The organism is Hymenobacter siberiensis (genome assembly GCF_018967865.2).
Classification (GTDB): domain Bacteria; phylum Bacteroidota; class Bacteroidia; order Cytophagales; family Hymenobacteraceae; genus Hymenobacter; species Hymenobacter siberiensis.
In genome coordinates this window covers 1,018,945-1,039,307 of record NZ_JAHLZY020000001.1, presented here as the reverse complement: position 1 = coordinate 1,039,307, position 20,363 = coordinate 1,018,945, and the positions used below count along the sequence as shown (strand labels likewise).

The window sequence follows — 20,363 nt, the reverse complement described above, 5'->3', positions numbered from 1 at the left end:
GTAAGTTTAAAAATTTACTCAGTTACTCATTTACCAATTACCTATCGCTCTGTGTTGAAGGAGATGGGCACGGTGCAGGCCACGCGCACGGGCTGGCCGTTGGAGCGGGCGGGCTCCCAGGCCGGCATCAGCCACACCAGGCGCAGAGCTTCGTCGTTGAGGCCGCTGCCGGGGCCACTCACCACGTGGGCATCCTGCACCCGGCCCTGGGCACTGAGGATGAAGTTGACCATTACGCGTCCCGATACCCGCCGTTGCAACGCCTGCTGCGGGTAGTGAATATTTTTGCTGAGGTAGGCCCCAAAGGCCTTATCACCGCCCACAAACTGCGGACGCACCTCCGGGTTGATGAACACCGAATCGGGCTTGATGGCCGCCGGGGCCAAGGGGCTGGTATTGGCAGCCGGGTTGGGGCCGGTTTGCGCCAGGCTCTGGCCGGTGGCCAGCAAGCCCAGCAGGCCAACACCCGATAGAAAGCGTAAAGAATTCAGCATGTTGCGAGGGAATAAAGAGTAGAGGATAAACGCCAGGCCAGAAAGGCTAGCAACAAACTAATCTACGAAAGTTTTACCGGAATTGGCTTTTGTAAATAAAATAAATGCACTGGCAGGCATAATTAAAAACTTAAAAAAAGGCATTCCCGGCAAAGCTCACAAGCAGAAAATACGCCTGAGAATCACCAAGAGGCAATTACTGCGCCACAAAATTATCACTCACTTGCATTTTAAAAATAACAAGCTGATTATTGTTAGCAATTAATTAATTTAATTATTTCAAGAAATACCGGGACGATGAAAACAGAACAAAGCAAACCTCGTACCTTTATAATCGTAAATCGACGATAAGCAAATTACTTCCCTCATGGCCATACATAAGCGAGCCGAGTTCACGGCGGCCGAGCAGCGGCTGGCGGCCATTGCCAAGGCCCTGGGGCACCCGGCGCGGGTGGCCATTGTGCGGCTGCTGGCCCAGCGCCAAGCCTGCGTGTGCGGCGAGCTGGTGCTGGAGCTGCCCCTGTCGCAAAGCACCGTATCGCAACACCTGAAGGAGTTGAAAGCGGCCGGGCTGGTGCAGGGCGAGGTAGACGGGCCGCGCGTGTGCTACTGCCTGGATGCGGCCGGCTGGGCCGTGGCCCGGCAGCTGCTCGGCGATTTGCTGGCGGAGATGCCGGTTGTGGCCCCCGCTCCCACTACCACTCCCAGCTGCTGCTGAGCAACCGGATGCCCCGCGTCTTTTTTCAATATCCGTTTTTCACCCAATCAATCATACTATCATGAAAATATCTGAGATGAAAGAGGCCCTGAACGGCCTGAGTGCCGTGAGCTTCCGGCTGCCGGACGGCACTTCCCTGCCCGCCCATTTCCACGTGACGGAGGTGGGGCTGGTGAGCAAGCATTTTATCGACTGCGGCGGTGTGGAGCGGCGCGAAACGATGGCCAACTTCCAGCTCTGGGAGGCCGGCGACTACGACCACCGGCTGGCCCCGCAGAAACTCCTGAACATCCTGAAGCTGTCGGAAAAAATCCTGGGCCGCGAGGACTTGGATATCGAAGTAGAATACCAGCAGGCCACCATCGGTAAGTTCGGGCTCGTGTTTGATGGGACTGATTTCCGGCTCACGGCCAAGCAAACGGCTTGCCTGGCGCAGGATGCCTGCGGCATTCCGGCCGACCAGCAATTTGCCCTGCCCCAGTTGCAGGTGGCGGCCTGCACGCCGGGCGGCGGGTGCTGCTAGAAACCGCTAAACTCTTTCATTCGCATTGATTTTTAGCAAGCTTATGCCTGACAAAAAGAACATTCTGGTGCTGTGCACCGGCAACTCCTGCCGCAGCCAGCTGCTGCACGGCTACCTGGCGCAGGAGCTGGGCGAGCGGGCAGCCGTGTACAGCGCGGGCGTGGAAGTGCACGGCCTCAATCCCCGCGCCGTGCGCGTGATGGCCGAGGACGGCGTGGACATTTCGGCCCACACCAGCAACCATGTGGACGAGTACGCCGCCGTGCCCTTCGACTACGTCATCACCGTGTGCGACCATGCCAACGGGGTATGCCCGGTGTTTCCCTCAACGGCCAAAAAGCTGCACCACAATTTCCCCGACCCGGCCAAAGCCACCGGCAGCGAGGCGGAAATAATGGGCCAGTTCCGGAGCGTGCGCGACCAGGTGAAGGCCTATGCCCGGGATTTTGTGCAGGCCGAATTTTCGGGGTGACGTTCTTGCTTAACATCGCAATCCTTATCACCTCTCCTCTTCCTCTCCATGACCATTCTTCCCCTCATGGCTGAGCACTGGCCGGCGGTGCGCACCATCTACGCCGAGGGCATGGCCACCGGCATGGCCACCGGCATGGCCACCGGCATGGCCACTTTCACCACCGAACTGCCCACCTGGCAGGCCTGGGATACCGGCCACTTGCCCACCTGCCGCCTCGTAGCTACCGATGAAACGGGCACCGTGCTGGGCTGGGTGGCCCTTTCGCCGGTTTCGGGGCGCTGCGTGTATGCGGGCGTGGCCGAGGTGAGCGTATATGTGGCCGCTGCGGCCCGGGGACGTGGCATGGGGCCGGCCCTGATGAAAGCACTGGTGGCCGAATCGAAACAAAACGGCCTGTGGACTTTGCAGGCCGGCATTTTTCCCGAAAACACGGCCAGCGTGCGACTGCACGAGGCCGTGGGTTTCCGGCAGGTGGGGCGGCGCGAGCGCATCGGCCAGTTGCGCGGTATGTGGCACGACACCCTGCTACTGGAGCGCCGCAGCGCCGTGGTGGACACTACGAACCCAACGGAAAACTAATGCAGCCAACCCTACGAACCTGCCTGCTGGCCGAAATGCTGGGCACGGCCATTCTACTGATTTTTGGGACCGGCGCGGCCGTAGTCGATGCCCAGACCCACGCGCTGGGGCACGGCGGCGTGGCGGCGGCCTTTGGGCTGGTGGTGTTCATCATCATCCAGAGCCTGGGCGAAACCAGCGGCGCGCACGTGAACCCGGCCGTGACGGTGGCCTTCTGGGCCATGGGCCGGTTTGAGGGGCGGCGGGTGCTGCCCTACGTGCTGGCGCAGCTGGCCGGCGCGGCCATTGGCAGCGGGCTGGTGAAGCTGATTGCCACCCCGGGCTCGGACCTGGGCGCAACGCTGCCGGCCCACGACACCCTGCAGGCGCTGGGCATCGAAACCTTCCTCACCTTCTGGCTCATGCTGGTGATTTTCCGGGTTACCTCGGGCTCCAAGGAAGTGGGTATGCTGGCGGGGCTGGCCATCAGCGTTACGGTGGCGCTGGAGGCGCTGGTGGCCGGGCCCCTCACGGGCGCGAGCATGAACCCGGCCCGCTCGCTGGCCCCGGCCCTGCTCAGCGGTATCTGGACGGACTGGTGGGTGTATGTGGTAGGGCCGGTGGCCGGCGCACTACTGGCCGTGGCCGTAGATGCCAGGCTGCAGCTGCGCCCCGCTGTTTCAGCCCTGAGCACTTCTGCAGTAGCAGCGGTGGCTGAAGGCGAGGCGTGACGTTTTAAATTCAACACACTTCCTTCAGCACGGCCACAGAATGAAGCCGTTGTAAGTACTGGCGCAGAAGTAACCGTATTCGGGTCGGACCGGTTGAGGCACCAACGATTTCGGTTTAACGACAACCGGTCGGACCGGAGCATACGTTTACCTCTGCCCTGAATAATAGAAATCGCAAAGCTGCGTCGCTACGCCGTGCTGGCTACTTGCAAAAAAGCCCCTGAAACGCCATTCCGATAACACAAAAGAGAGCCCCACCAATGCGATGGGGCTCTTTTTGTCGTTTCCGGGCCAATGCTTAGAGCACGGGCGTGGGAACGGGAACGGGAACGGGAACGGGAATGAACTCAAATCGGAATTCGACCCGGCGGTTTTTCGTCATGCCGGCGGGTGTGGTGTTGGGTGCCGCTGGCTCGCTCTCACCCTGGCCTTCGGTGATGATGCGGCTGGACTCGACCCCCTTGTTGGTGAAGTAGCGTTTCACAGCTTCGGCACGGCGCACGGAAAGGCCCTGGTTGTACTCATCGGTACCGCGGCTGTCGGCGTGGCCAATGATGCGCAACTGGTAGTCCGCGTGGGTCTTCATGGCTTGCGAAATGCGGTTGGCCGTGGGATACGAGCTGCGCTCGATAACCGTGCTGTTGGTGCGGAACCGGATGGGCACCTGCAGTTTCAGCAAGCTGGGGTCGATGGCCAGCGGGCAGCCCACTGAGTCGACGCGGGCACCGGCGGGGGTGTCGGGGCATTTGTCCACGTTGTCGAGCACACCGTCGCGGTCCTGGTCGAGCACCAGCGGGCAGCCGTTGGCATCTACCCGGGTGCCGGCGGGGGTGTCGGGGCACTTATCGTTGGGGTCGCTCACGCCGTCGTTGTCGGCGTCGGGGCAGCCTTTCAGCTCGGCCTTGCCAGGGGTATCGGGGCAGGCATCTTCGCTGTCGCGCACGCCATCGCCGTCGCGGTCGGGGCAGCCTTCGAGGGTGGCGAGGCCTTTCTCATCGGGGCACTTGTCCTGGTAGTCGGGCACGCCATCGGCGTCGCGGTCGAGGGGGCAGCCGTTGGGGTCCACGGCCACGCCGGCGGGCGTTTCGGGGCACTTGTCCTTGCGGTCGGGCACGCCGTCGTTGTCGGTATCCTTGGCTTTGCCGAAGGCGATGGTGAGGCCCACGGTGTACTGCAGGTACCGGTCATCGAACTTGTCGCTGTCGCGGATGGGCTCGCCGTCAATGTTGGCATTGAGGGGAATGTGCTGGCCGGTCTGGACGAACACACCCACCGCATCAGAAAGCCGGAAGTTGATACCAGCGGCACCAAACAGGTCGAAGTACGACTTGTTTTCGTTCACGTTCAGGCCGCGCACCTTGCCTTCGCGGCTCATGTACACGTAGCCGGGGGCGGCCAGCAGGTAGGGCTGCACGCGGGCGTCTTCCTTCAGGGCCCAGCCGTTATTCAGCTTCAGCTTGAGGACCAGATTGGCATTCAACACATTGTTGCTGAAGTAGGTGGCGGCACTCTGGGCACCTTTCAGCACCACGTAGCTGCCCTGCAGGCTCAGGTCGAGGCCCGGGGTGAGGTAGCGGTTGATGCCGATGCCGGGGCCATAGGCGTTGCGGTCCCACTTCCAGAAGTCTTCGCCCAGGCTGCCTTTGTACTGGTAGGCGCTGCCGAACAGGCTGACGGCCGTTTTGCGGTCGGCCGTTTGGGCGTGGCCGTGCGAAGCGACCAGCCCCACAATGGCAACGGCTTGAAGAGTTGTTAAAAGGTCTCTCATATGGGAGGGTTTTAGGATAGAGAAAGGCACCGAGAGAGCGAAAAAGCAGCACGCCGGGCCACACGCGCAGCTTCCTGCTATACCCTACAAATTCTATAAGGCTATAAATTAATTGCCTCCAGCGGCTCAAATTGGCCCACCCGCCTGAGAATGAAACGGTATTATCAGCGTTTTTTTGAAGTTGCGGCGGGCGGCTGGGGGCGCGGGGGGCGTAATCAGCAGCGCAACAATGGCTACAGCCGCCTCAAATTCATTTCCTCCCGACCTTTGCCCCTTCACTTCTTAAGACTCCCCCCTATGGCCAGCCTCCTCCTCGGCGATTACAACGACCTCGAAGTAGCCCGCGAAACCAGCATCGGCCTCTACCTCACCTCCGACGACGGCGACCTGCTGCTGCCCGAAAAGTACGTGGAGGCCGGCACCCGCGTGGGCGACATCGTGCGCGTGTTCGTGTACCGCGACTCGGAAGACCGCCTCATTGCCACCAACCTGCGGCCCCTGGCGCTGGTGAACTCCTACGCCGGCCTCACGGTGAAGGACCACGGCCCGGCCGGCGCCTTCCTGGAGTGGGGCCTGGAAAAAGACCTGCTCCTGCCCTTCCGCAACCAGCGGCGCGACCTGCGCACCGGCGAGCGGGTGTTTGTGTACGTGTACCTCGACGAGGAAAGCGACCGCCTCGTGGCTTCCACCAAGTGGAAGCAGTTCATCAGCAACGAGCCTTTCCAGGGCGAGCCCGGCGACGCGGTGCGCATCATGGTGGCCGACGAAACCGAGCTGGGCTACCCCATCATTGTGAACGGCACGCACCAGGGGCTGCTGTTCCACAACGAAGTATTCCGCCCCCTGCGCCTGGGCGAGCAGCTATCCGGCTTCCTGCGCCAAGTGCGAGCCGATGGCAAGCTCGACGTGCGCCTGCAAAAAGAAGGCTACGGCGAGGTGGAATCGGCGACGGATACGCTGCTCAAAGCCATTCAGGCCGCGCCGGGCGGCCGCCTGCCGCTGGGCGACAAGAGCCTAGCCGAGGACGTGTACCGCCGCGTGGGCATGAGCAAAAAAGTATTTAAGAAGGCCCTGGGGGCACTATTCCGGCAGGGACTAGTGCTACTGGAGCCGGAAGCAACCCAGTTGAAGTAGGGTGCGGGGCTTGCCCCCGCCCGTCGTTGAACGGTAACCTTAAATACGGCTCTAAATTAGAGCCAACTACTACCGTTCAACGACAGTAAAGCAAGCTCCGCAAACCACTTCATGGAATTACCTCCGCAACGCCGTAGCATTCGATACAATGGGTATGACTATAGCATGGCTGGCTATTATGCTCTGACTATCTGTGCACACAACAAAGCCCATATTTTCGGCAGTTTGGCAACGGGAGAATCATTACAACATTCTTCCTTGGGTGAAGTCACACTACTTGAATTAGCTGCTGTACCAGAACATTACTCTACCCTACTATTTTTCTAGTGAATTGATATCGAGTAATTTGCCAGCAAAACCAGCGCAATACTGTTTCCACCATTCGGGCGAGCTTCTCAGCCGCCCCGGTACCGGGGCGGCTGAGCTGGCGCAGGATATTTAAGCCGTGTCGGCTAAGGCTCATGGCTCGGTAGCCGTGGTTTTTGCGGCCGATGGGCTGGCTTTTCCGGTCGGCTACCGTGCCCACGCCCAGGCAAAAGGCGTACGCCAGACTGACCAGGGCCACGAGCTTGCGCAACTTCAGGTGGCAGCGCAAGTGACTGGCCTCCAGGTTGAAGCTCCGACCTTTGAGGTTCTGAAAGCACTGCTCGATGGTCCAGCGCTTGGCGTAGAGCTGCCCCATGTACGGCAGGCCCACGTTGCCAAAAAGAAAGAGGAAATCCCCGTCCGTCAAGGCCTTGACCCAGACCTGTCCCCAGACCCCGTCGACCTGGCACTGGGCGAAGCGCCGGGTCTGTCCGACGGCCAGGCCCAGGTCCGTAATGGCTTGCCGGCGGCCACTCGGGTGAGTGAGCAGGTGGTGCCGGGGTAGACGCATAACAAAAGGCAGTCCGTTGTCCTTGAGCCATTTGAACCAGGCATGGCCCACGAATTCGCGGTCGCCCAGCACCAGGCCAATCCGGTCTTTGCCCAGCACCTGGACGCAGACCCGGAGCAGGGCGATGCGGTCAGCCGCGTTGGAATTGCCGCTGCGGTTGTCGAGCAGTTCCCAGTAGAGGGGCACGTGAAACGCGCCCTGACCCACGGTCACGAGTAGGATATTGACCTGGCACTGGCCGAAATCCCACTCCGTGCGGTCCAGGCACAGGCGCAGCTTGCCCTGGGCCGGCAGCAGGCCCAGTACTAACTGCGCCAGCACCAGATAGTTCAGGTCCGTTTCGCGGAAAAAATCCTGAATCCGGGTTTCGTTCGAGGCCAACTTGACGGCATCGTTCAAGTGCTGGGCCACCTCGCAGAATTGGACGTTGCGGCTTTTTATCAGCGCGATAATGAACTGGCTCACAAACTTTTGGCGAGCCAGGTTGCGCACCACCGGCAGGTGTTGTAAAACGGTCGTAATTTTGGCGATGAGGCGTTGCTTCATGGGGCGGAACGAGTTGAGCGTGTAGGAGCCTCAAAGGTCGGGCCGCCCCGTTTTTTTGCCTTGCCTGACTTTTAGTAGGGTAGAGTACCAGAACATTTCCCCACAGTAAAACTAGATGCCTGGATATTAATGCCAAATCATCTGCATTGCATTTTGGTGCTGACACGCAATCAGGTAGTAGCCATAAATGCGGTCGTGGGCAGTTTCAAGTCACGTTGCTTTACCCAATGGCGTAAGCAATTATTAGCCGCAAATCAGCCGGCACCGGCTTCGTGCTGGCAGCGTGATTACTACGAGCGGATTATTCGCGACGCCAGCGAGCTGGAAAGCTACCGACGCTATATTATAGACAACCCTAATCGGTGGTAGTACGGGGCTTGCCCCTGCCTGTCGTCGAACAGAATTTTCAGGATGGCGTAGACTCTGCTCAACGACGGGCGGGGGCAAGCCCCGCACCCTACTTATGAAAACCGCCCTCCTCGCCGGTGCTACCGGCCTCATTGGTTCACAACTACTGCCGCTGCTGCTGGCTTCGGACCGCTACACCAAGGTGATTGTGGTGGGCCGCAAGGCTGTGCCCACTATCCATCCCAAGCTGGTGCAGGTGGTCACGGAGCTGGACAAGCTGGATGAGGCGCGCCTAAAGCTCATCGCCGACGACGTGTACTGCTGCCTGGGCACCACCATGAAGCAGGCGGGCTCGAAGGAGGCATTTTTCAAAGTCGATTTCCTGTACGTAGTGCAGCTGGCAGCGCTGGCGGCCAGCAACTTTGCCGCGCAGTTCATGGTGGTATCCAGCATGGGGGCCGATGCCGAAAGCTCCATCTACTACAGCCGGGTGAAGGGCGAAATGGAAGCCGCCGTGCGCCAGACGCCTTTCCGGGCCATTCATATTTTCCGGCCCTCGCTGCTGCTGGGCGAGCGGGCGCAGCCCCGCCTGGGCGAACGCCTGGGGGCCATAGTGCTACGGCTGGTGAGCCCGCTGCTGCGCGGCCCGCTGCTGAAGTACCGCCCCGTGGCCGGGGCCACAGTAGCCGCCGCCATGCTCCACGCCGCCGAGGATGACGGCGGGGGTGTGCGCGTGCATCTTTCCGACGAACTGGCCCGGGACTAACAACTGGGACAGCCCCAAGGAACTGGCGTAGGCTACTACCTGCCGCAACCGCGCACTGCCAGCTACCAGCGGGGGGCGCTGTTGCTATCCGCTGCATTGGCGGCCACTTCGGCGCGGGCTGCTCTGGCCGAAGTGGCCGCTGGTTTTTTCCTGACCGATACAGTGGAGAGGGCTCTGAACAAAAAGTAAACCCGGGTGTAAGGGTGGTAGCGGGTGGCCGTCTGGCCCCGCAACTGTTCGTTATTTCCCCAAGCTCATGAAGTCCTTTTTGAATCTTACCGGCGCACTGGCACTGCTGGCCGCTCCGGCGCTGGCCCAGCAAGCCCCCGCTCCATCACTCACGGCCTCGGCCCTGGCGGTGGGTAGCATGGCTCCGGCTTTTAAAGGCCAGGATGCCGCCGGCCGGCCAGTAGAGTTGCGCCAGCTCTTGAAAAAGGGCCCCGTAGTGCTGTATTTCTACCGTGGACAGTGGTGCCCGTATTGCAACAAGGAGCTGAGCCAGCTGCAGGATTCGCTGCAGGTGCTCACGGCCAAGGGCGCGCAAGTGGTGGTGATAACTCCCGAAACGCCGGCCAACATCGACCAGACGGTGGCCAAAACCAAGGCGTCGTTCCCCATCGTACATGACCAGAACCTGACCATTATGAAGGCCTACAAAACGGCTTTTGTGGTGGACGATGCCACGGCGAAAAAGTACATGGGCTTCGGCGTCGACCTGAAAAAGGCCAATGGGCTCGACCAGAACATTCTGCCCGTGCCCGCCACCTACGTCATCGGTCAGGATGGCAAAATCAAGTTTGCCTACTTCAACACCGACTACCGCCACCGCACCAGCGTGCGGCAGGTGGCCCAGGCGCTGTAATCCCGCTCGTCTAATCCCGTTTTTTCGCGCCATGCCTTGTTCACTCCATCGCCTGGGCCTGTGGCCCGCCATGCTTGGGCTGGCAGCCTGCACCAACACCAGCCCGGCCGGGCAGCCCCCCGCCCCAACTATTGGGCCGGCCCTGTACCGCGTCACGTTCGAAGCCACCTGGAGCGCCGACACGCACGCCAACTTCCCGGCCGGGGCGCATTTTTCGGCAGTTATCGGGGCTTCACACCGGGCCGATGGGCTGCTGTTTCGGCCCGGCCAGCTGGCCAGTACCGGCATCAGGGACATGGCGGAGCGCGGCAACAATACCGCGTTGCGGACCGAAATAACGACCTTGGCAAGCAGTGGCGCGGCTTTCCGAATGTTGGAGGGGCGCGTTATCAACTCGCCGGGGATGGTGGCCGACACCATTCGCCTCGACGCCGCCCACCCCCGCCTGAGCCTGGTGACGATGATTGCGCCGAGCCCGGACTGGTTTGCGGTGCTGGAAGACGAAAACCTGCTCGATGCCAACGGCCAATGGGTGGCCCAGCGCCGGGTGCCCGCCCGTGCCTACGACGCCGGCACCGACAGCGGCCCCAGCTTTACCGCCCCCGACCAGGCCACCCTGCCGGCCGGCGTGGTAGCCCCGCTACGGCTGCCGCCCGCCACCGGCCCCGCGCCCGACGGCCCGCCGCTGGGCACCTGGCTCCTGGAGCGCATCAAATAACCCAAAGCCAACCGGAGTGCCGGCAGCAGCCTGGCGGAGGCCTGACACGGAGCGGTGCAACGACTTGTTGGTCGTCGCACCGCTCCGTGTCAGGCCGAACAAGCCCGCTGGGCAGTTCATCGCACCACCCGACTTTGGACTGCTACCTGCGGGTTATGGCGTACTTCGCGCCTTACCGCTTACTTTTGTCCAACTTTTAACATTACCAAACAGTGTTTTTTCATGAATTATTTACGTCTTACCGGGTTCCTGCTTCTCCTGTTACCCGGCCTGGCCGCTAACGCCCAATCGAAGAAAAAAAGTAGCGGCGGCGGCAGTGGCAGCGGTTCGGGCTATAGCACGGGCATTGGCCTGCGCGGTGGCGGCTGGTCGTCGGGACTCACGCTGAAGCACTTTTTGGGCAGCGGCAAGGGCGTGGCCATCGAGGCTCTGCTCACGACGGAGTACAAAGCACGCGGTGGCCGCCTCACCATTCTGGGCGAAAAGCACATTGGTGTGCCCGACGCCAAGGGCCTGCAGTTCTACTACGGCGCGGGCTTCCACGCCGGGGCCTACCAGGGCCGCTACTACTTTGCCGACGACCGGTTTTACTACAACGGCCGCAACGGCGACGGGTACTTCCTCAAAGGCAACAAAGACGGTTATTACTACGACGAAACCACGTACCTCGCCATCGGAGCCGACCTGATTCTGGGCCTCGAATACAAGCTGCCCGACCTGCCCTTCGTGGTAGGCGTCGACTACAAGCCCTTCTTCGAGGTATTCCACGGCTACACCGGCTTCTACAACGATGCGGCCGTGAGCCTGCGCTTCACGTTCTAGCCCGATTTTTTTCCGAAGCAAAAAGCCTGTCGGCCGGAGCGATGCTCTGGCCGACAGGCTTTTTGCATTTCTGAACAGGCACAACGGCCGGCAGTGGGGCTATGCTGCGGCTGCCAGGACCGCCGCACCATGCTAGAGCGTGAGGACAATAAAAGATTTATTTATTTATCTAAGCCAATCTAGCGTAGCACCAATATACCAAAAGGCGAGGAAGGAAACGGCGGTTTTTTCGTAGCGGGTGGCCAGGCGGCGGTATTGCTTGAGGCGGCCAAAAAAGCGCTCGACTTTGTTGCGGTCGCGGTAGGTTTCTTCGTCCATTGCCAAGGGTTCTACCCGGTTGGGATGGCTGGGAATGACGGCTTCGATGCCCCTTTCGGTGCAATAGGCGCGGGTTGCGTCGCTGTCGTAAGCCGTGTCGGCCAGCACTTTGCCCGGCTGCAGGTCCGCCAGCAAGGGCAGCGCCTGCGGGCTGTCGCCCGCCTGGCCTTCGGTCGCAATCAGCCGCACGGCGTTGCCCAGCGACTCCACGCAGGCGTGAATTTTGGTGCCGATGCCCCCGCGGCTGCGTCCGAGGCACTCGGTGGCGGCGTTACTTTTTTTTGGCCCGCTGAATGCTGGTGCGCCCGCACGACGGTCGAATCGAGCATGACCCAGTCCAGTTCGGGGGCTTGCAGGGCCTGGAAGGCCCGCTCCCAAACCCCTTTGGTCGCCATGCGCCGGAAGCGCTTGCACACGGTGTTGAATTTGCCGAAGCGTTCGGGCAGGTCGGCCCACGGGCAACCGGTGCGCATTATCCACACGACCGCGTTGAAAAACAAGCGGTTGTCTTTGCCCGTTACCCCGCAATCCGTGGCTTTACCCGACAAAAGGGGACTCACCGCCAGCCATTGAGCATCGCTAATCTCATGTCTTCTCATAAATAATTTCTTCGTTATAAACGATTGCCAAAGCAAAGGTAATTGTCCTCACGCTCTAGGGGCCTTCAGTATCATCATATTGGTATTTGACGCTACTTTTACCCGTCACTTCTCTCCATCGCCCCATGAGCTCCCTGATACAATTCGTTGCCAACTACGACGACCTTTCCACCGATAAGGGCTTCCAGTTCAAGTTTCATTGCGATAAGTGCCGCAACGGCTACATGTAGCGGTTTCAGCCCAACGCCATTGGCATTGCGGGCAGCTTGCTGCAGGCGGCCAGCAGCCTGTTTGGCGGGCTGGGCAGGGCCGAAAACGCGGCCTACCACATTCAGCGGGCCGTGGGCGGCAAGGCGCACGACGACGCCCTGCAAACCGCCGTGGCCGAGGGCACGCAGCAGTTCAAGCAGTGCACCCGCTGCGGCCACTGGGTGTGCCCCGATGCCTGCTGGAACCACAGCGCCGGCCTCTGCGAAAGCTGCGCCCCCGACGAGCAGGAGGAGCTTCGCGCCCAGCAGGCCCAAGCCACGAGCGAGCAAATTCGGACCAAAACGCGCGAGCAGGATTACACCAAAAACCTCGATTTCCTAAACCGCGACCCGCTGCTGCAATGCCAGAGCTGCCAGAGCTACCAGAGCTACCAGAGCTACCAGACCAAGCTGGCCCCAGGCCAGAAGTTCTGCCCCAGTTGCGGCACTCCGGCCACCGCCCAAACCCAGCCCCGCCACTGCACCAGCTGCGGCGAGGCGCTGAAACCGGCACAGAAATTCTGCCCCGGCTGCGGCACCAAGGTGGGGTAGTGCGGAGCGGTAAGCCAAAACCACGTCAGGCTTAGCCAGCGTGTGCGCCGCCGAAGCGCCTCTATCGCGCCAATAATCGACGATGATTGGCGTTGGGCAGAAGGCTGGTCCCGGAGCTTGCCAGCTGGCTGGCTGGCTGCTGGCTGGCTGGCTGGCTGGCTGCTGGTTTGCGGCGGGCGTAGCTGGCGGCCTTGCGGCCGTTATCTTTTTTTTCCGCTGATGCATGCTGCAACTCACGAATTTTAGCAAGTCCTACCGCGGGCGGGCGGTACTGCGCATCAATTCGTTTGCCTTCGCCTCCGGCACCTCCTGGGTTCAGGGGGCCAATGGCTCGGGCAAGAGTACCCTGCTCAGCGCCATTGCCGGCATCACGCCGTTTGAGGGCGATATTTTGCTGGCGGGGAAATTGAGCGTTAAAAAACAAGCGGTGGCCTACCGCCGCCTCGTCAATTTTGCCGAAGCCGAGCCCGTATTTCCCGAATTCCTGACCGGCCGCAAGCTGATTGACCTGTTCCGAACGGCCAAGAACGGCCCACCCCACCAGGAGGACTTCTACCTAGAAGGCCTGCACATGACGGCCTACGTGCACGAACCGGTAGGCTCCTATTCGAGTGGCATGCTCAAGAAGCTGTCGCTGGTACTCGCTTTTCTTGGCCAGCCCACCTGCATCGTGCTCGACGAGCCGCTGACCACCCTGGACGCGGCGGCTATTCCGGTGCTGTGCGCGTGGATGGCCCACCAGCACGCCCAGCAGGGCACCAGCTTCCTGCTCTCCTACCACCAAGCCTTTGCGGCGGGGGCGCTGCCAGACATGCAGCAGCTGCTCATCGAACACACCACCCTGCGTCACGCCAGATGAACAGGCCCCTGACGCGCGTCTTGCTCAACGTCGTGGCCCGTAGCTTTTATCAGGAGCATACGGGCTGGCTGATTGTGCTGTTCCTGGGGGTGTTCGTTAACTTTTTCTGGACCCAGGTGCCCAACCAGAACCACCTCACGGAGGCGCAGATTCTTGCGAACGGCTTTCGGCTGGTCATCCTCTCGGTGAGCGAGCCCATTGGCGTGGCCGCGCTGCTCGGCGGCGGCTTTCTCTACAGTCTCAAGAGCTGGCATTACGTGGCGGGCCGCTTGAAAAGCCCCGATGTGCAATTTATGGCCTACAGCAGCAACGCCTTGCCGGGGCGAGAACAGGTCATGTCGTGGGCCGTAGTGCAAGGAGTTATCCTGTTGCCGGTGGTGGTTTTGTACCTCTACGCCATGGTTATCGGGTTCTTTTTTCACCACTGGCAGGTACCCGCGCTTCTGCCCGCGTAACTGCTGCTGCTCGCCCTGGCCGGCGCGTACTACTACACGCGCCTGCTCAGCAGCACGGTGGGGAAGCCGGACAAACGAGCGGGCCTGACGTAGGCGCACCACTAGCCCAAACCGTTATTCAGCCTGTTCTTGTACGAAATCATCGCCACCAAGCGGATAACTTATCTGCTGACCAAGCTGGCATCAGCAGCGAGTATTGCGTTGCTGCTTCTAGCTTTTTCAGACGCCCGCGCCGATGTTCGGCTCGCGGGTATGATAGCACTGTGCTGTGCGTTCGGGCACGTCATCCTGGTCTTTCAAGCCGGTGAATTCGAATTGTTTTACCTTCCCTTCGTGCGCAACCTGCCGTACGGCCGGGGACGAGCCTATGGCCGACAGGTGCTGTTGTACGGCGTGCTGCTGCTCCCCGAGCTCGCGTGGCTGCTGACGGCAAACGGGTTCCGCGCCGGCCTAACAGCGGCCGCTTTGCTGCTGAGCGTAACCCTGCTGCTACGCGCCTTGCTCTACCGGACGGGCCAGCACATGACCTTTTACCTGCGCATCGTAGTTGGCCTGTTTCTTTTCCTGCTCCTGGCCAACTTATTTGCGTTGACCGGTTTGCTGGCCATCGGCAGTGCCCTGGCGGCCGGGATATTGCTATTCAGCTACCGTTGACTACCAGCCGCCCCCGGATAGAGGGCAGTGGTCAGAAGCCGGGTGGTGCGATGAATTGGCCAGCGGGCTTCGTCGTATCACTAATTGGTATTGCACATGGCAGCGGCCGGAAAGCGTTTAGTGGTACGACGACCAAAAAGTCGTCGTACCGCCCGACTTTAGACCACCGCCGGAATGAACGAAGCGGCAAAACGGCTTCGGCGGCGCGGGCGCACCAGCGGAGCATCACGGTCGCCCACTCCCCGGCCGCAACCGCCTCGCACTGGTAAAATGGAGCCGGGCGGGCCATTCGGCCCCAATCGCAGTACCTTGTTCGGGCATTAGCTACGTATGGTTTTTCATGCCTGATTCTCCCCACCCTCCACTACCGGCCGACCTTCTCTCTTCGCAGGACCTGTTGCAGGTGGTGCTCAACACTTCCCAAAACGGCATTATGCTGCTGCGGCCCGTATATGATGCCACCGGCACCACCATTGTGGACCTGGCCTGGGCGTACCTCAACCCCGCCGCCCGGCAAATGCTGAGCCTGCCCGAGCATCCCACCGAGTCCTTCCTCTCGCTGTTTCCGACGGCGGTGGCGGCCGGTGTATTCGGCTTCTACCGCGACGCATTTTTGAGCGGCCAGGAGGCGCGCCGCCAGAACAACTACCAGCACGACGGCCTCAATGGCTACTACCTGCTGGTGGCCCAGCGCCAGGGCGAGGTATTGGTGGTGAACTTCACCGACACCAACGACCAGACCCGCTCGGCCATCGTAGAGGAGCTACGCATCAGCCAGGCCCGCGAGCTGGAGGCCCGCGCCGAAACCGAGCAGCAGCGCCAGCAGCTGGAGCAGATGCTGCACGACGCCCCGGCCATGATTTGCGTGTTCGACGGGCCGCAGCACACCTTTCAGTTCGTGAACCAGGCCTACCAGGCGCTGGTGGGCAACCGGCCCCTCGTAGGGCTGTCCGTTGCCGTGGCCATGCCCGAGCTGGAGGACCAGCCCATTTTCGACCTGCTGGATAGTGTGTACCAGACCGGCGAAACCTTCCGGGCCTCGGAGATGCTGGTGCAGCTCGACCACGACAACGAAGGCCGCCGGGAGCTGGAAAAATGCTACTACAACTTCATCTACCAGGCCCGGCACGACCAGCGGGGGGCCATCACCGGCATTTTTGTGTTTGCCTACGACGTGACGCCGCAGGTGCTGGCCCGCCAGGAAGTGCAGAACCTGAACGAAGAGCTGGCGGCCATCAACGAGGAAATGGCCACTACCAACGAGGAGCTGCGGGCCAGCAACGACGAGTTTATAGCGACCAATACGGCCCTGGCCCACTCGGAGCAGGCCCTTTGCAGCCTCAACCAGGAGCTGGAAAGCCGCGTGGTGGCCCGCACCCAAGAAAGCCAGACGGGCCGGGACGAGGCCGAGCGCCAGCGCATTCGGTTCCAGCGCGTGTTCGAGCAGGCACCGGTTGCCATCTGCGTGTTTCACGGGCCCGACTATGTGCTGGAAATCGTGAACCCACCCATGGCCCGCATGCTGGGCCGAGCACAGAGCCAACTGGTGGGCCTGCCATTTTTTGAGGCGGTGCCGGAAATGCAGGCACAGGGCCTGCGGGTCCTACTCGACGAGGTGCGCCGCACGGGCGTAGCCTTTGTGGCGCAGGAGCAGCCCATTCGCCTGGCCCACCACAAAGCCGACGAGGTGGGATACTTCAATTTTGTGTACCAGCCGCTGCACAACGAGCAGGGCCAGCCCACCGGCATTACCTGCATCGCCACCGAGGTAACCGAACAGGTGCTGGCCCGCCAGACCACCGAAGCCGCCACCCAGCGCCCGCGCCTGCTCACCGATGCCCTACCCGTGCTCATCTCCTATGTTGACCGCGACGAGCTTTATCAGTTCGTGAATCAGTCGTATCGCCGCTGGTTCGGCCGCGACCCCGAAACCATGATGGGCAAGTCGGTGCTGGAGATAATCGGCCCCGCGGCCTACGCCCCCGTGCAGGACTACATTGCGCGGGCGCTGGCCGGCGAGCACCTGGAGTTCGAGGCCCGCATGCCCCACCGCGAGGGCTTTGTGCGGCACACCCGCACCGACTACATTCCCGATGTGCACCACGGCGAAGTACGTGGCTTTTATGCCCTCGTCACCGACATTACTGAGCAGGTGGACGCCCGCCAGCACGTGCAGGAGCTGAATGAGGAGCTGGCCGCCATCAACGAAGAAATGCTGGCCGCCAACGAGGAGCTGCGCGACACCAACGACCGGCTCAACCACACCAACGTGGACCTGGACACGTTCGTTTACACCGCCTCGCACGACCTCAAAGCCCCCATTGCCAACATCGAAGGCCTGCTGCTGGCCCTGGCCGAGCAGCTGCCCGCCACCGTGCGCCACGCCCCCGACGTGACCCACCTGCTGGACATGATGAGTGGCTCGGTCACCCGTTTTCAGCGCACCCTCGGCCACCTCACCGATGTGAGCAAGCTGCAGCAGGCCCACGCCGAGCCCGCCGAAGCCGTGGACCTGGCCGCCCTGGCCGAAACCGTGCGCCTCGACCTGGAACCGGCCCTGGCCGCCGCCGGCGGCCACCTCAACCTGGATGTGGCCGACTGCCCCACCGTGCGCTTTTCGCCCAAAAACCTGCGCAGCATCCTGTATAACCTGCTCAGCAACGCCATTAAGTACCAGGTGCCGGGCCGGGCCCCGCAGGTGCTGCTGTGCGCCACGCGCCGCCAGGGCCAGGTGCAGCTGGAAGTGCACGACAACGGCCTGGGCCTGACCGAAGCCGAGCAGACCAAGCTGTTTGTGATGTTCCGGCGCCTGCACACCCACGTCGAGGGCACCGGCGTGGGCCTGTACATGGTCAAGCGCATGGTAGAAAACGCGGGTGGCAGCATCCGGGTGCAGAGCGAGCCGGGCGTAGGCTCCACCTTCACCGTAGTGCTGCCCGACCGCGCCTGAACCTAACCCCCGGCCGCTACGTAGGGGTGGCTATGCCTAAGCTAAGCAGTGTGCTGTTGGTCGATGACGACCCGACCAATAATTTTCTGAATGAACGGCTGCTCAAGCGGCTGGCTGTGACGGAACACATTTTAGTGGCCGAAAACGGGCGGGAAGCCCTGGCTGTAATCCAGCAGGCCAGCACCGCGTCCCAGCCTAGCTACCCGGCCCTTATTCTGCTCGATATTCAGATGCCCGTTATGAATGGCATTGAGTTTTTGCAGGCCTACCAGCAATTGCCGCTGCCCCAGCGGCGCGACACCACCGTGGTGGTCCTCACCACTTCCATGGACCTGCGCGACCTCACCTGCCTTGAAGCTCTGCCCGCCGCCGGCCACATCACCAAGCCCCTCACCCTGGAGAAACTCGATGCCGTGCTCCAGCAGCACTTTCAATAGCCAATCAGCCCCCCAGAAAGCTGTTTGAGGCAGCCCTGATAAGCCGCCACCGGCAATCCTGTCCAATCCCGTCATGGCATCCACGTTCGAGTGGCTGGCCGTTGGCCTATCACCGCTTAAAACGACAGCGCGATGCTCGTCGTCACGTTGCCATAGCTGCGGTTATCGGGGTTATCCACGCGAGAAAATACGCCGCTCGCCCCGTTCAAATATCGGCCTTCGACGCGGCATAGCACGTTGCTGGCGGGCGCGTAGTCGAGGTTGAGCGAGCCGCCGACCACCCGGAAATCGGCATCGAAAGCGGTGGGCGAAATGCTGTTGATGATGACGCCGCGCTCGGCGTAGTAGTACTCGCCGCGCAGCGTGGTGGAAAACTTTTCGGCCAGCTTATACTTCACGAAAGCCGAGGCTGTGTGCCAGGTATCGTACTTCTCCTGGCTGGCGCTCTGCTGCTTGCCCACGTCGAACACCAGCGCCAGGTTCACGCGCTCGGTGGCGGCGTAGGTGATGTAAAAATCGTGGAAATAGCGGCGGCGGATGCCCAGGCCGGTGGGCTGCTCGTTGCCGTAGAACGTGCTGCTGTTGATGAGCACCTTGTCCGACGGCTTCCACTGCAGCTGGGTGCCGAGGGCCTTGGCCTGGTTGGTTTCGCGGATGTTCTGCCAGCCGTTCAGCACCAGCCCGGTGAGGGTGAGCTTGGGGCCGACTTCGTAGGTGAAGCGGGCACCGGTTTCGAAATAAGGCGAGTTTTCGGCGTTCAGCGAGCGGGTGAGCGTCCAATTGTCCTTCGACAGGGCCGATTCGAAACCCAGGTGTGAGTTGAAAATTCCGAAGTCCAGCCACGCCTTGGCAAACGGCCGGAAACCCGCGTACGCCTCGTAGATATGCTGGAACACCAGGTCTTCCTTCGAGTAGTTGGCCGCCGGATACGAACCCGTGTGCAGGCCCACCGTGCCGCGCACCGTGCCATCGTTGTAGCGAACCCCAACCAACGCCTGGTTCACCGTGAACTCGTTCTGGCGGTTGTGCGAGAAAATAAAGGAGGGCCGGCTATTGCCATTGGCATAGTCAAAATCATAGCCGTAGTAGCCATCCACGAAGCCATAGTAGCTGAGCGGCGAGGGTGTGGCAGTGGCGACAGCAGGCGGCGGTGTCGTTTCGGGAGTAGTTTGGGCGGTGGCAGCCAGCGGTAGCGCAGCCAGCAACAGAGAGATAGAAAGCTTCATCAACAAATTTTACAAGAAATAAATTACCGGGCGGCCAGCGAGTCCAGCGCCAGATTTAGTTGCCATACGTTCACTTTGGCCGGACCGAAGAACGCCAGCAGCGGTTTTTCGACGTGGCGCGCCACCAGCGCCCTCACCTGGGCCTCGGGCAGCCCGCGTACCCGCGCCACCCGCGCCACCTGCACCAGCGCCCCGGCTGGCAAGAGGTGCGGGCCGCGCCCCGCGCCGCTGGTTGTGAGCAGCGCGGCAGGTACCTGGCCGGTGAGCGCCGTGGGGCGCTGCTGCGCGAAAGCGGTGAGGCGACTGTGCACCGTTTTCAGGCATGCCGGATTCGAAGAGCCTTTATTAGAGCCGCTGGAGGCATCGACCTGGTAGTCGGCTGCCGAGGGCCGCGAGTTGAAATACCCGGGCGCATCAAACTTCTGGCCCCCGTTGGCAAAGCCCGCCACGGGGCTATTGCGGCTGATTTGGACGCCGGCGCCGGGCGCAGCCTGCGCCACGGCCGCTACAAAGGCCGGGCATAGGATGCAGCACAGTACCAGCAGAGCGATGGGAAGGCGGAAGGCGGAATTGAGCTGGGTTTTCATGATTGAGGAGCTAAATGGTGGTTGGTGGCGCGCGTCTGCGGCGCGTGCCACCAACCACCCCCGATACAGGGTACCATCACCCCACCTGGCCCATAAACTCGCTGCTTCCGCCGCAACAGCGCCAGCAGCCGCCGAAGC

The 20,363-nt window shown here is 61.6% G+C and carries 21 protein-coding genes and 2 pseudogenes; 17 read left to right on the top strand and 6 right to left on the bottom strand.

The features are described 5' to 3' along the window. Positions 1-41: 41 nt before the first annotated feature. Positions 42-494: an energy transducer TonB gene (locus KQ659_RS04550; protein ID WP_216690110.1), complete on the bottom strand. Its 453-nt coding sequence runs from the start codon at positions 492-494 to the stop codon at positions 42-44. A 367-nt stretch (positions 495-861) separates the two neighbouring features. On the opposite strand from KQ659_RS04550, the gene KQ659_RS04545 reads away from it, so the two are divergent. From KQ659_RS04545 to KQ659_RS04525, 5 genes are all read left to right on the top strand, one after another. Then, positions 862-1,212 (top strand): ArsR/SmtB family transcription factor, encoded by a 351-nt coding sequence (locus tag KQ659_RS04545; protein ID WP_216690111.1) that lies wholly within the window; start codon positions 862-864, stop codon positions 1,210-1,212. 61 nt (positions 1,213-1,273) lie between these two features. Further along, on the top strand, positions 1,274-1,735 hold the full coding sequence (locus tag KQ659_RS04540) for a DUF6428 family protein (protein ID WP_216690112.1): 462 nt from the start codon (positions 1,274-1,276) through the stop codon (positions 1,733-1,735). Between the two features lie 43 nt (positions 1,736-1,778). Further along, positions 1,779-2,207, top strand: coding sequence for an arsenate reductase ArsC (locus KQ659_RS04535; protein ID WP_216690113.1), 429 nt, complete (start codon positions 1,779-1,781; stop codon positions 2,205-2,207). A gap of 48 nt (positions 2,208-2,255) precedes the next feature. After that, positions 2,256-2,789, top strand: a complete 534-nt coding sequence (locus KQ659_RS04530; protein WP_216690114.1) for a GNAT family N-acetyltransferase — start codon at positions 2,256-2,258, stop codon at positions 2,787-2,789. Further along, complete coding sequence (locus KQ659_RS04525; RefSeq protein ID WP_216690115.1) at positions 2,789-3,499, top strand: MIP/aquaporin family protein; 711 nt, start codon at positions 2,789-2,791, stop codon at positions 3,497-3,499. The genes KQ659_RS04530 and KQ659_RS04525 overlap by 1 nt, the downstream gene beginning before the upstream one ends. A 298-nt stretch (positions 3,500-3,797) precedes the next feature. Here KQ659_RS04525 and KQ659_RS21680 read toward each other — a convergent pair whose 3' ends face one another. Then, positions 3,798-5,267 (bottom strand): OmpA family protein, encoded by a 1,470-nt coding sequence (locus KQ659_RS21680; protein ID WP_216690116.1) that lies wholly within the window; start codon positions 5,265-5,267, stop codon positions 3,798-3,800. Between the two features lie 297 nt (positions 5,268-5,564). On the opposite strand from KQ659_RS21680, the gene KQ659_RS04510 reads away from it, so the two are divergent. Beyond that, complete coding sequence (locus KQ659_RS04510; RefSeq protein WP_216690117.1) at positions 5,565-6,401, top strand: CvfB family protein; 837 nt, start codon at positions 5,565-5,567, stop codon at positions 6,399-6,401. A gap of 307 nt (positions 6,402-6,708) precedes the next feature. Here KQ659_RS04510 and KQ659_RS04505 read toward each other — a convergent pair whose 3' ends face one another. Continuing rightward, complete coding sequence (locus KQ659_RS04505; RefSeq protein WP_216690118.1) at positions 6,709-7,824, bottom strand: IS4 family transposase; 1,116 nt, start codon at positions 7,822-7,824, stop codon at positions 6,709-6,711. 117 nt (positions 7,825-7,941) lie between these two features. Here KQ659_RS04505 and KQ659_RS22040 point away from each other — a divergent pair. From KQ659_RS22040 to KQ659_RS04480, 5 genes and pseudogenes are all read left to right on the top strand, one after another. After that, positions 7,942-8,193, top strand: a pseudogene (locus KQ659_RS22040) (transposase); the annotation flags it as partial. Positions 8,194-8,287: 94 nt separating this feature from the next. Beyond that, positions 8,288-8,938 carry an NAD-dependent epimerase/dehydratase family protein gene (locus KQ659_RS04495; protein ID WP_216690120.1) on the top strand — a complete coding sequence of 217 codons (651 nt, stop codon included), beginning with the start codon at positions 8,288-8,290 and terminating at the stop codon, positions 8,936-8,938. A 256-nt stretch (positions 8,939-9,194) separates the two neighbouring features. Then, positions 9,195-9,800 carry a peroxiredoxin-like family protein gene (locus KQ659_RS04490; protein ID WP_216690121.1) on the top strand — a complete coding sequence of 202 codons (606 nt, stop codon included), beginning with the start codon at positions 9,195-9,197 and terminating at the stop codon, positions 9,798-9,800. A gap of 31 nt (positions 9,801-9,831) precedes the next feature. Further along, positions 9,832-10,518, top strand: a complete 687-nt coding sequence (locus tag KQ659_RS04485; protein WP_216690122.1) for a spondin domain-containing protein — start codon at positions 9,832-9,834, stop codon at positions 10,516-10,518. 222 nt (positions 10,519-10,740) lie between these two features. After that, entirely contained in the window at positions 10,741-11,340 is a 600-nt protein-coding gene (locus KQ659_RS04480) for a hypothetical protein (protein WP_216690123.1), read from the top strand. A 168-nt stretch (positions 11,341-11,508) separates the two neighbouring features. On the opposite strand, the pseudogene KQ659_RS04475 reads toward KQ659_RS04480, so the two are convergent. Continuing rightward, positions 11,509-12,230: pseudogene (locus KQ659_RS04475) on the bottom strand (IS5 family transposase); the annotation flags it as partial. Between the two features lie 293 nt (positions 12,231-12,523). On the opposite strand from KQ659_RS04475, the gene KQ659_RS04470 reads away from it, so the two are divergent. From KQ659_RS04470 to KQ659_RS04445, 6 genes are all read left to right on the top strand, one after another. Then, positions 12,524-13,057: a double zinc ribbon domain-containing protein gene (locus KQ659_RS04470; RefSeq protein ID WP_216690124.1), complete on the top strand. Its 534-nt coding sequence runs from the start codon at positions 12,524-12,526 to the stop codon at positions 13,055-13,057. Positions 13,058-13,280: 223 nt separating this feature from the next. Next, positions 13,281-13,916: an ABC transporter ATP-binding protein gene (locus KQ659_RS04465; protein ID WP_216690125.1), complete on the top strand. Its 636-nt coding sequence runs from the start codon at positions 13,281-13,283 to the stop codon at positions 13,914-13,916. Then, positions 13,913-14,371 carry a hypothetical protein gene (locus tag KQ659_RS04460; RefSeq protein ID WP_216690126.1) on the top strand — a complete coding sequence of 153 codons (459 nt, stop codon included), beginning with the start codon at positions 13,913-13,915 and terminating at the stop codon, positions 14,369-14,371. Before KQ659_RS04465 ends, KQ659_RS04460 begins: the two co-directional genes overlap by 4 nt. Positions 14,372-14,500: 129 nt before the next feature. Then, positions 14,501-15,025: a hypothetical protein gene (locus KQ659_RS04455; protein WP_216690127.1), complete on the top strand. Its 525-nt coding sequence runs from the start codon at positions 14,501-14,503 to the stop codon at positions 15,023-15,025. Positions 15,026-15,365: 340 nt separating this feature from the next. Next, entirely contained in the window at positions 15,366-17,975 is a 2,610-nt protein-coding gene (locus KQ659_RS04450) for a PAS domain-containing sensor histidine kinase (RefSeq protein WP_216690128.1), read from the top strand. Positions 17,976-18,007: 32 nt separating this feature from the next. Continuing rightward, on the top strand, positions 18,008-18,412 hold the full coding sequence (locus KQ659_RS04445; RefSeq protein WP_216690129.1) for a response regulator: 405 nt from the start codon (positions 18,008-18,010) through the stop codon (positions 18,410-18,412). A gap of 116 nt (positions 18,413-18,528) precedes the next feature. Here the strand turns inward: KQ659_RS04445 and KQ659_RS04440 are convergent, their stop codons facing one another. Together KQ659_RS04440 and KQ659_RS04435 are read right to left on the bottom strand one after the other, a co-directional pair. Next, on the bottom strand, positions 18,529-19,638 hold the full coding sequence (locus tag KQ659_RS04440) for a porin (protein WP_216690130.1): 1,110 nt from the start codon (positions 19,636-19,638) through the stop codon (positions 18,529-18,531). A gap of 23 nt (positions 19,639-19,661) precedes the next feature. Beyond that, a complete protein-coding gene (locus tag KQ659_RS04435; protein ID WP_216690131.1) occupies positions 19,662-20,225 on the bottom strand; it encodes a potassium-transporting ATPase subunit C in 564 nt (187 codons plus the stop codon). Positions 20,226-20,363: the final 138 nt, after the last annotated feature.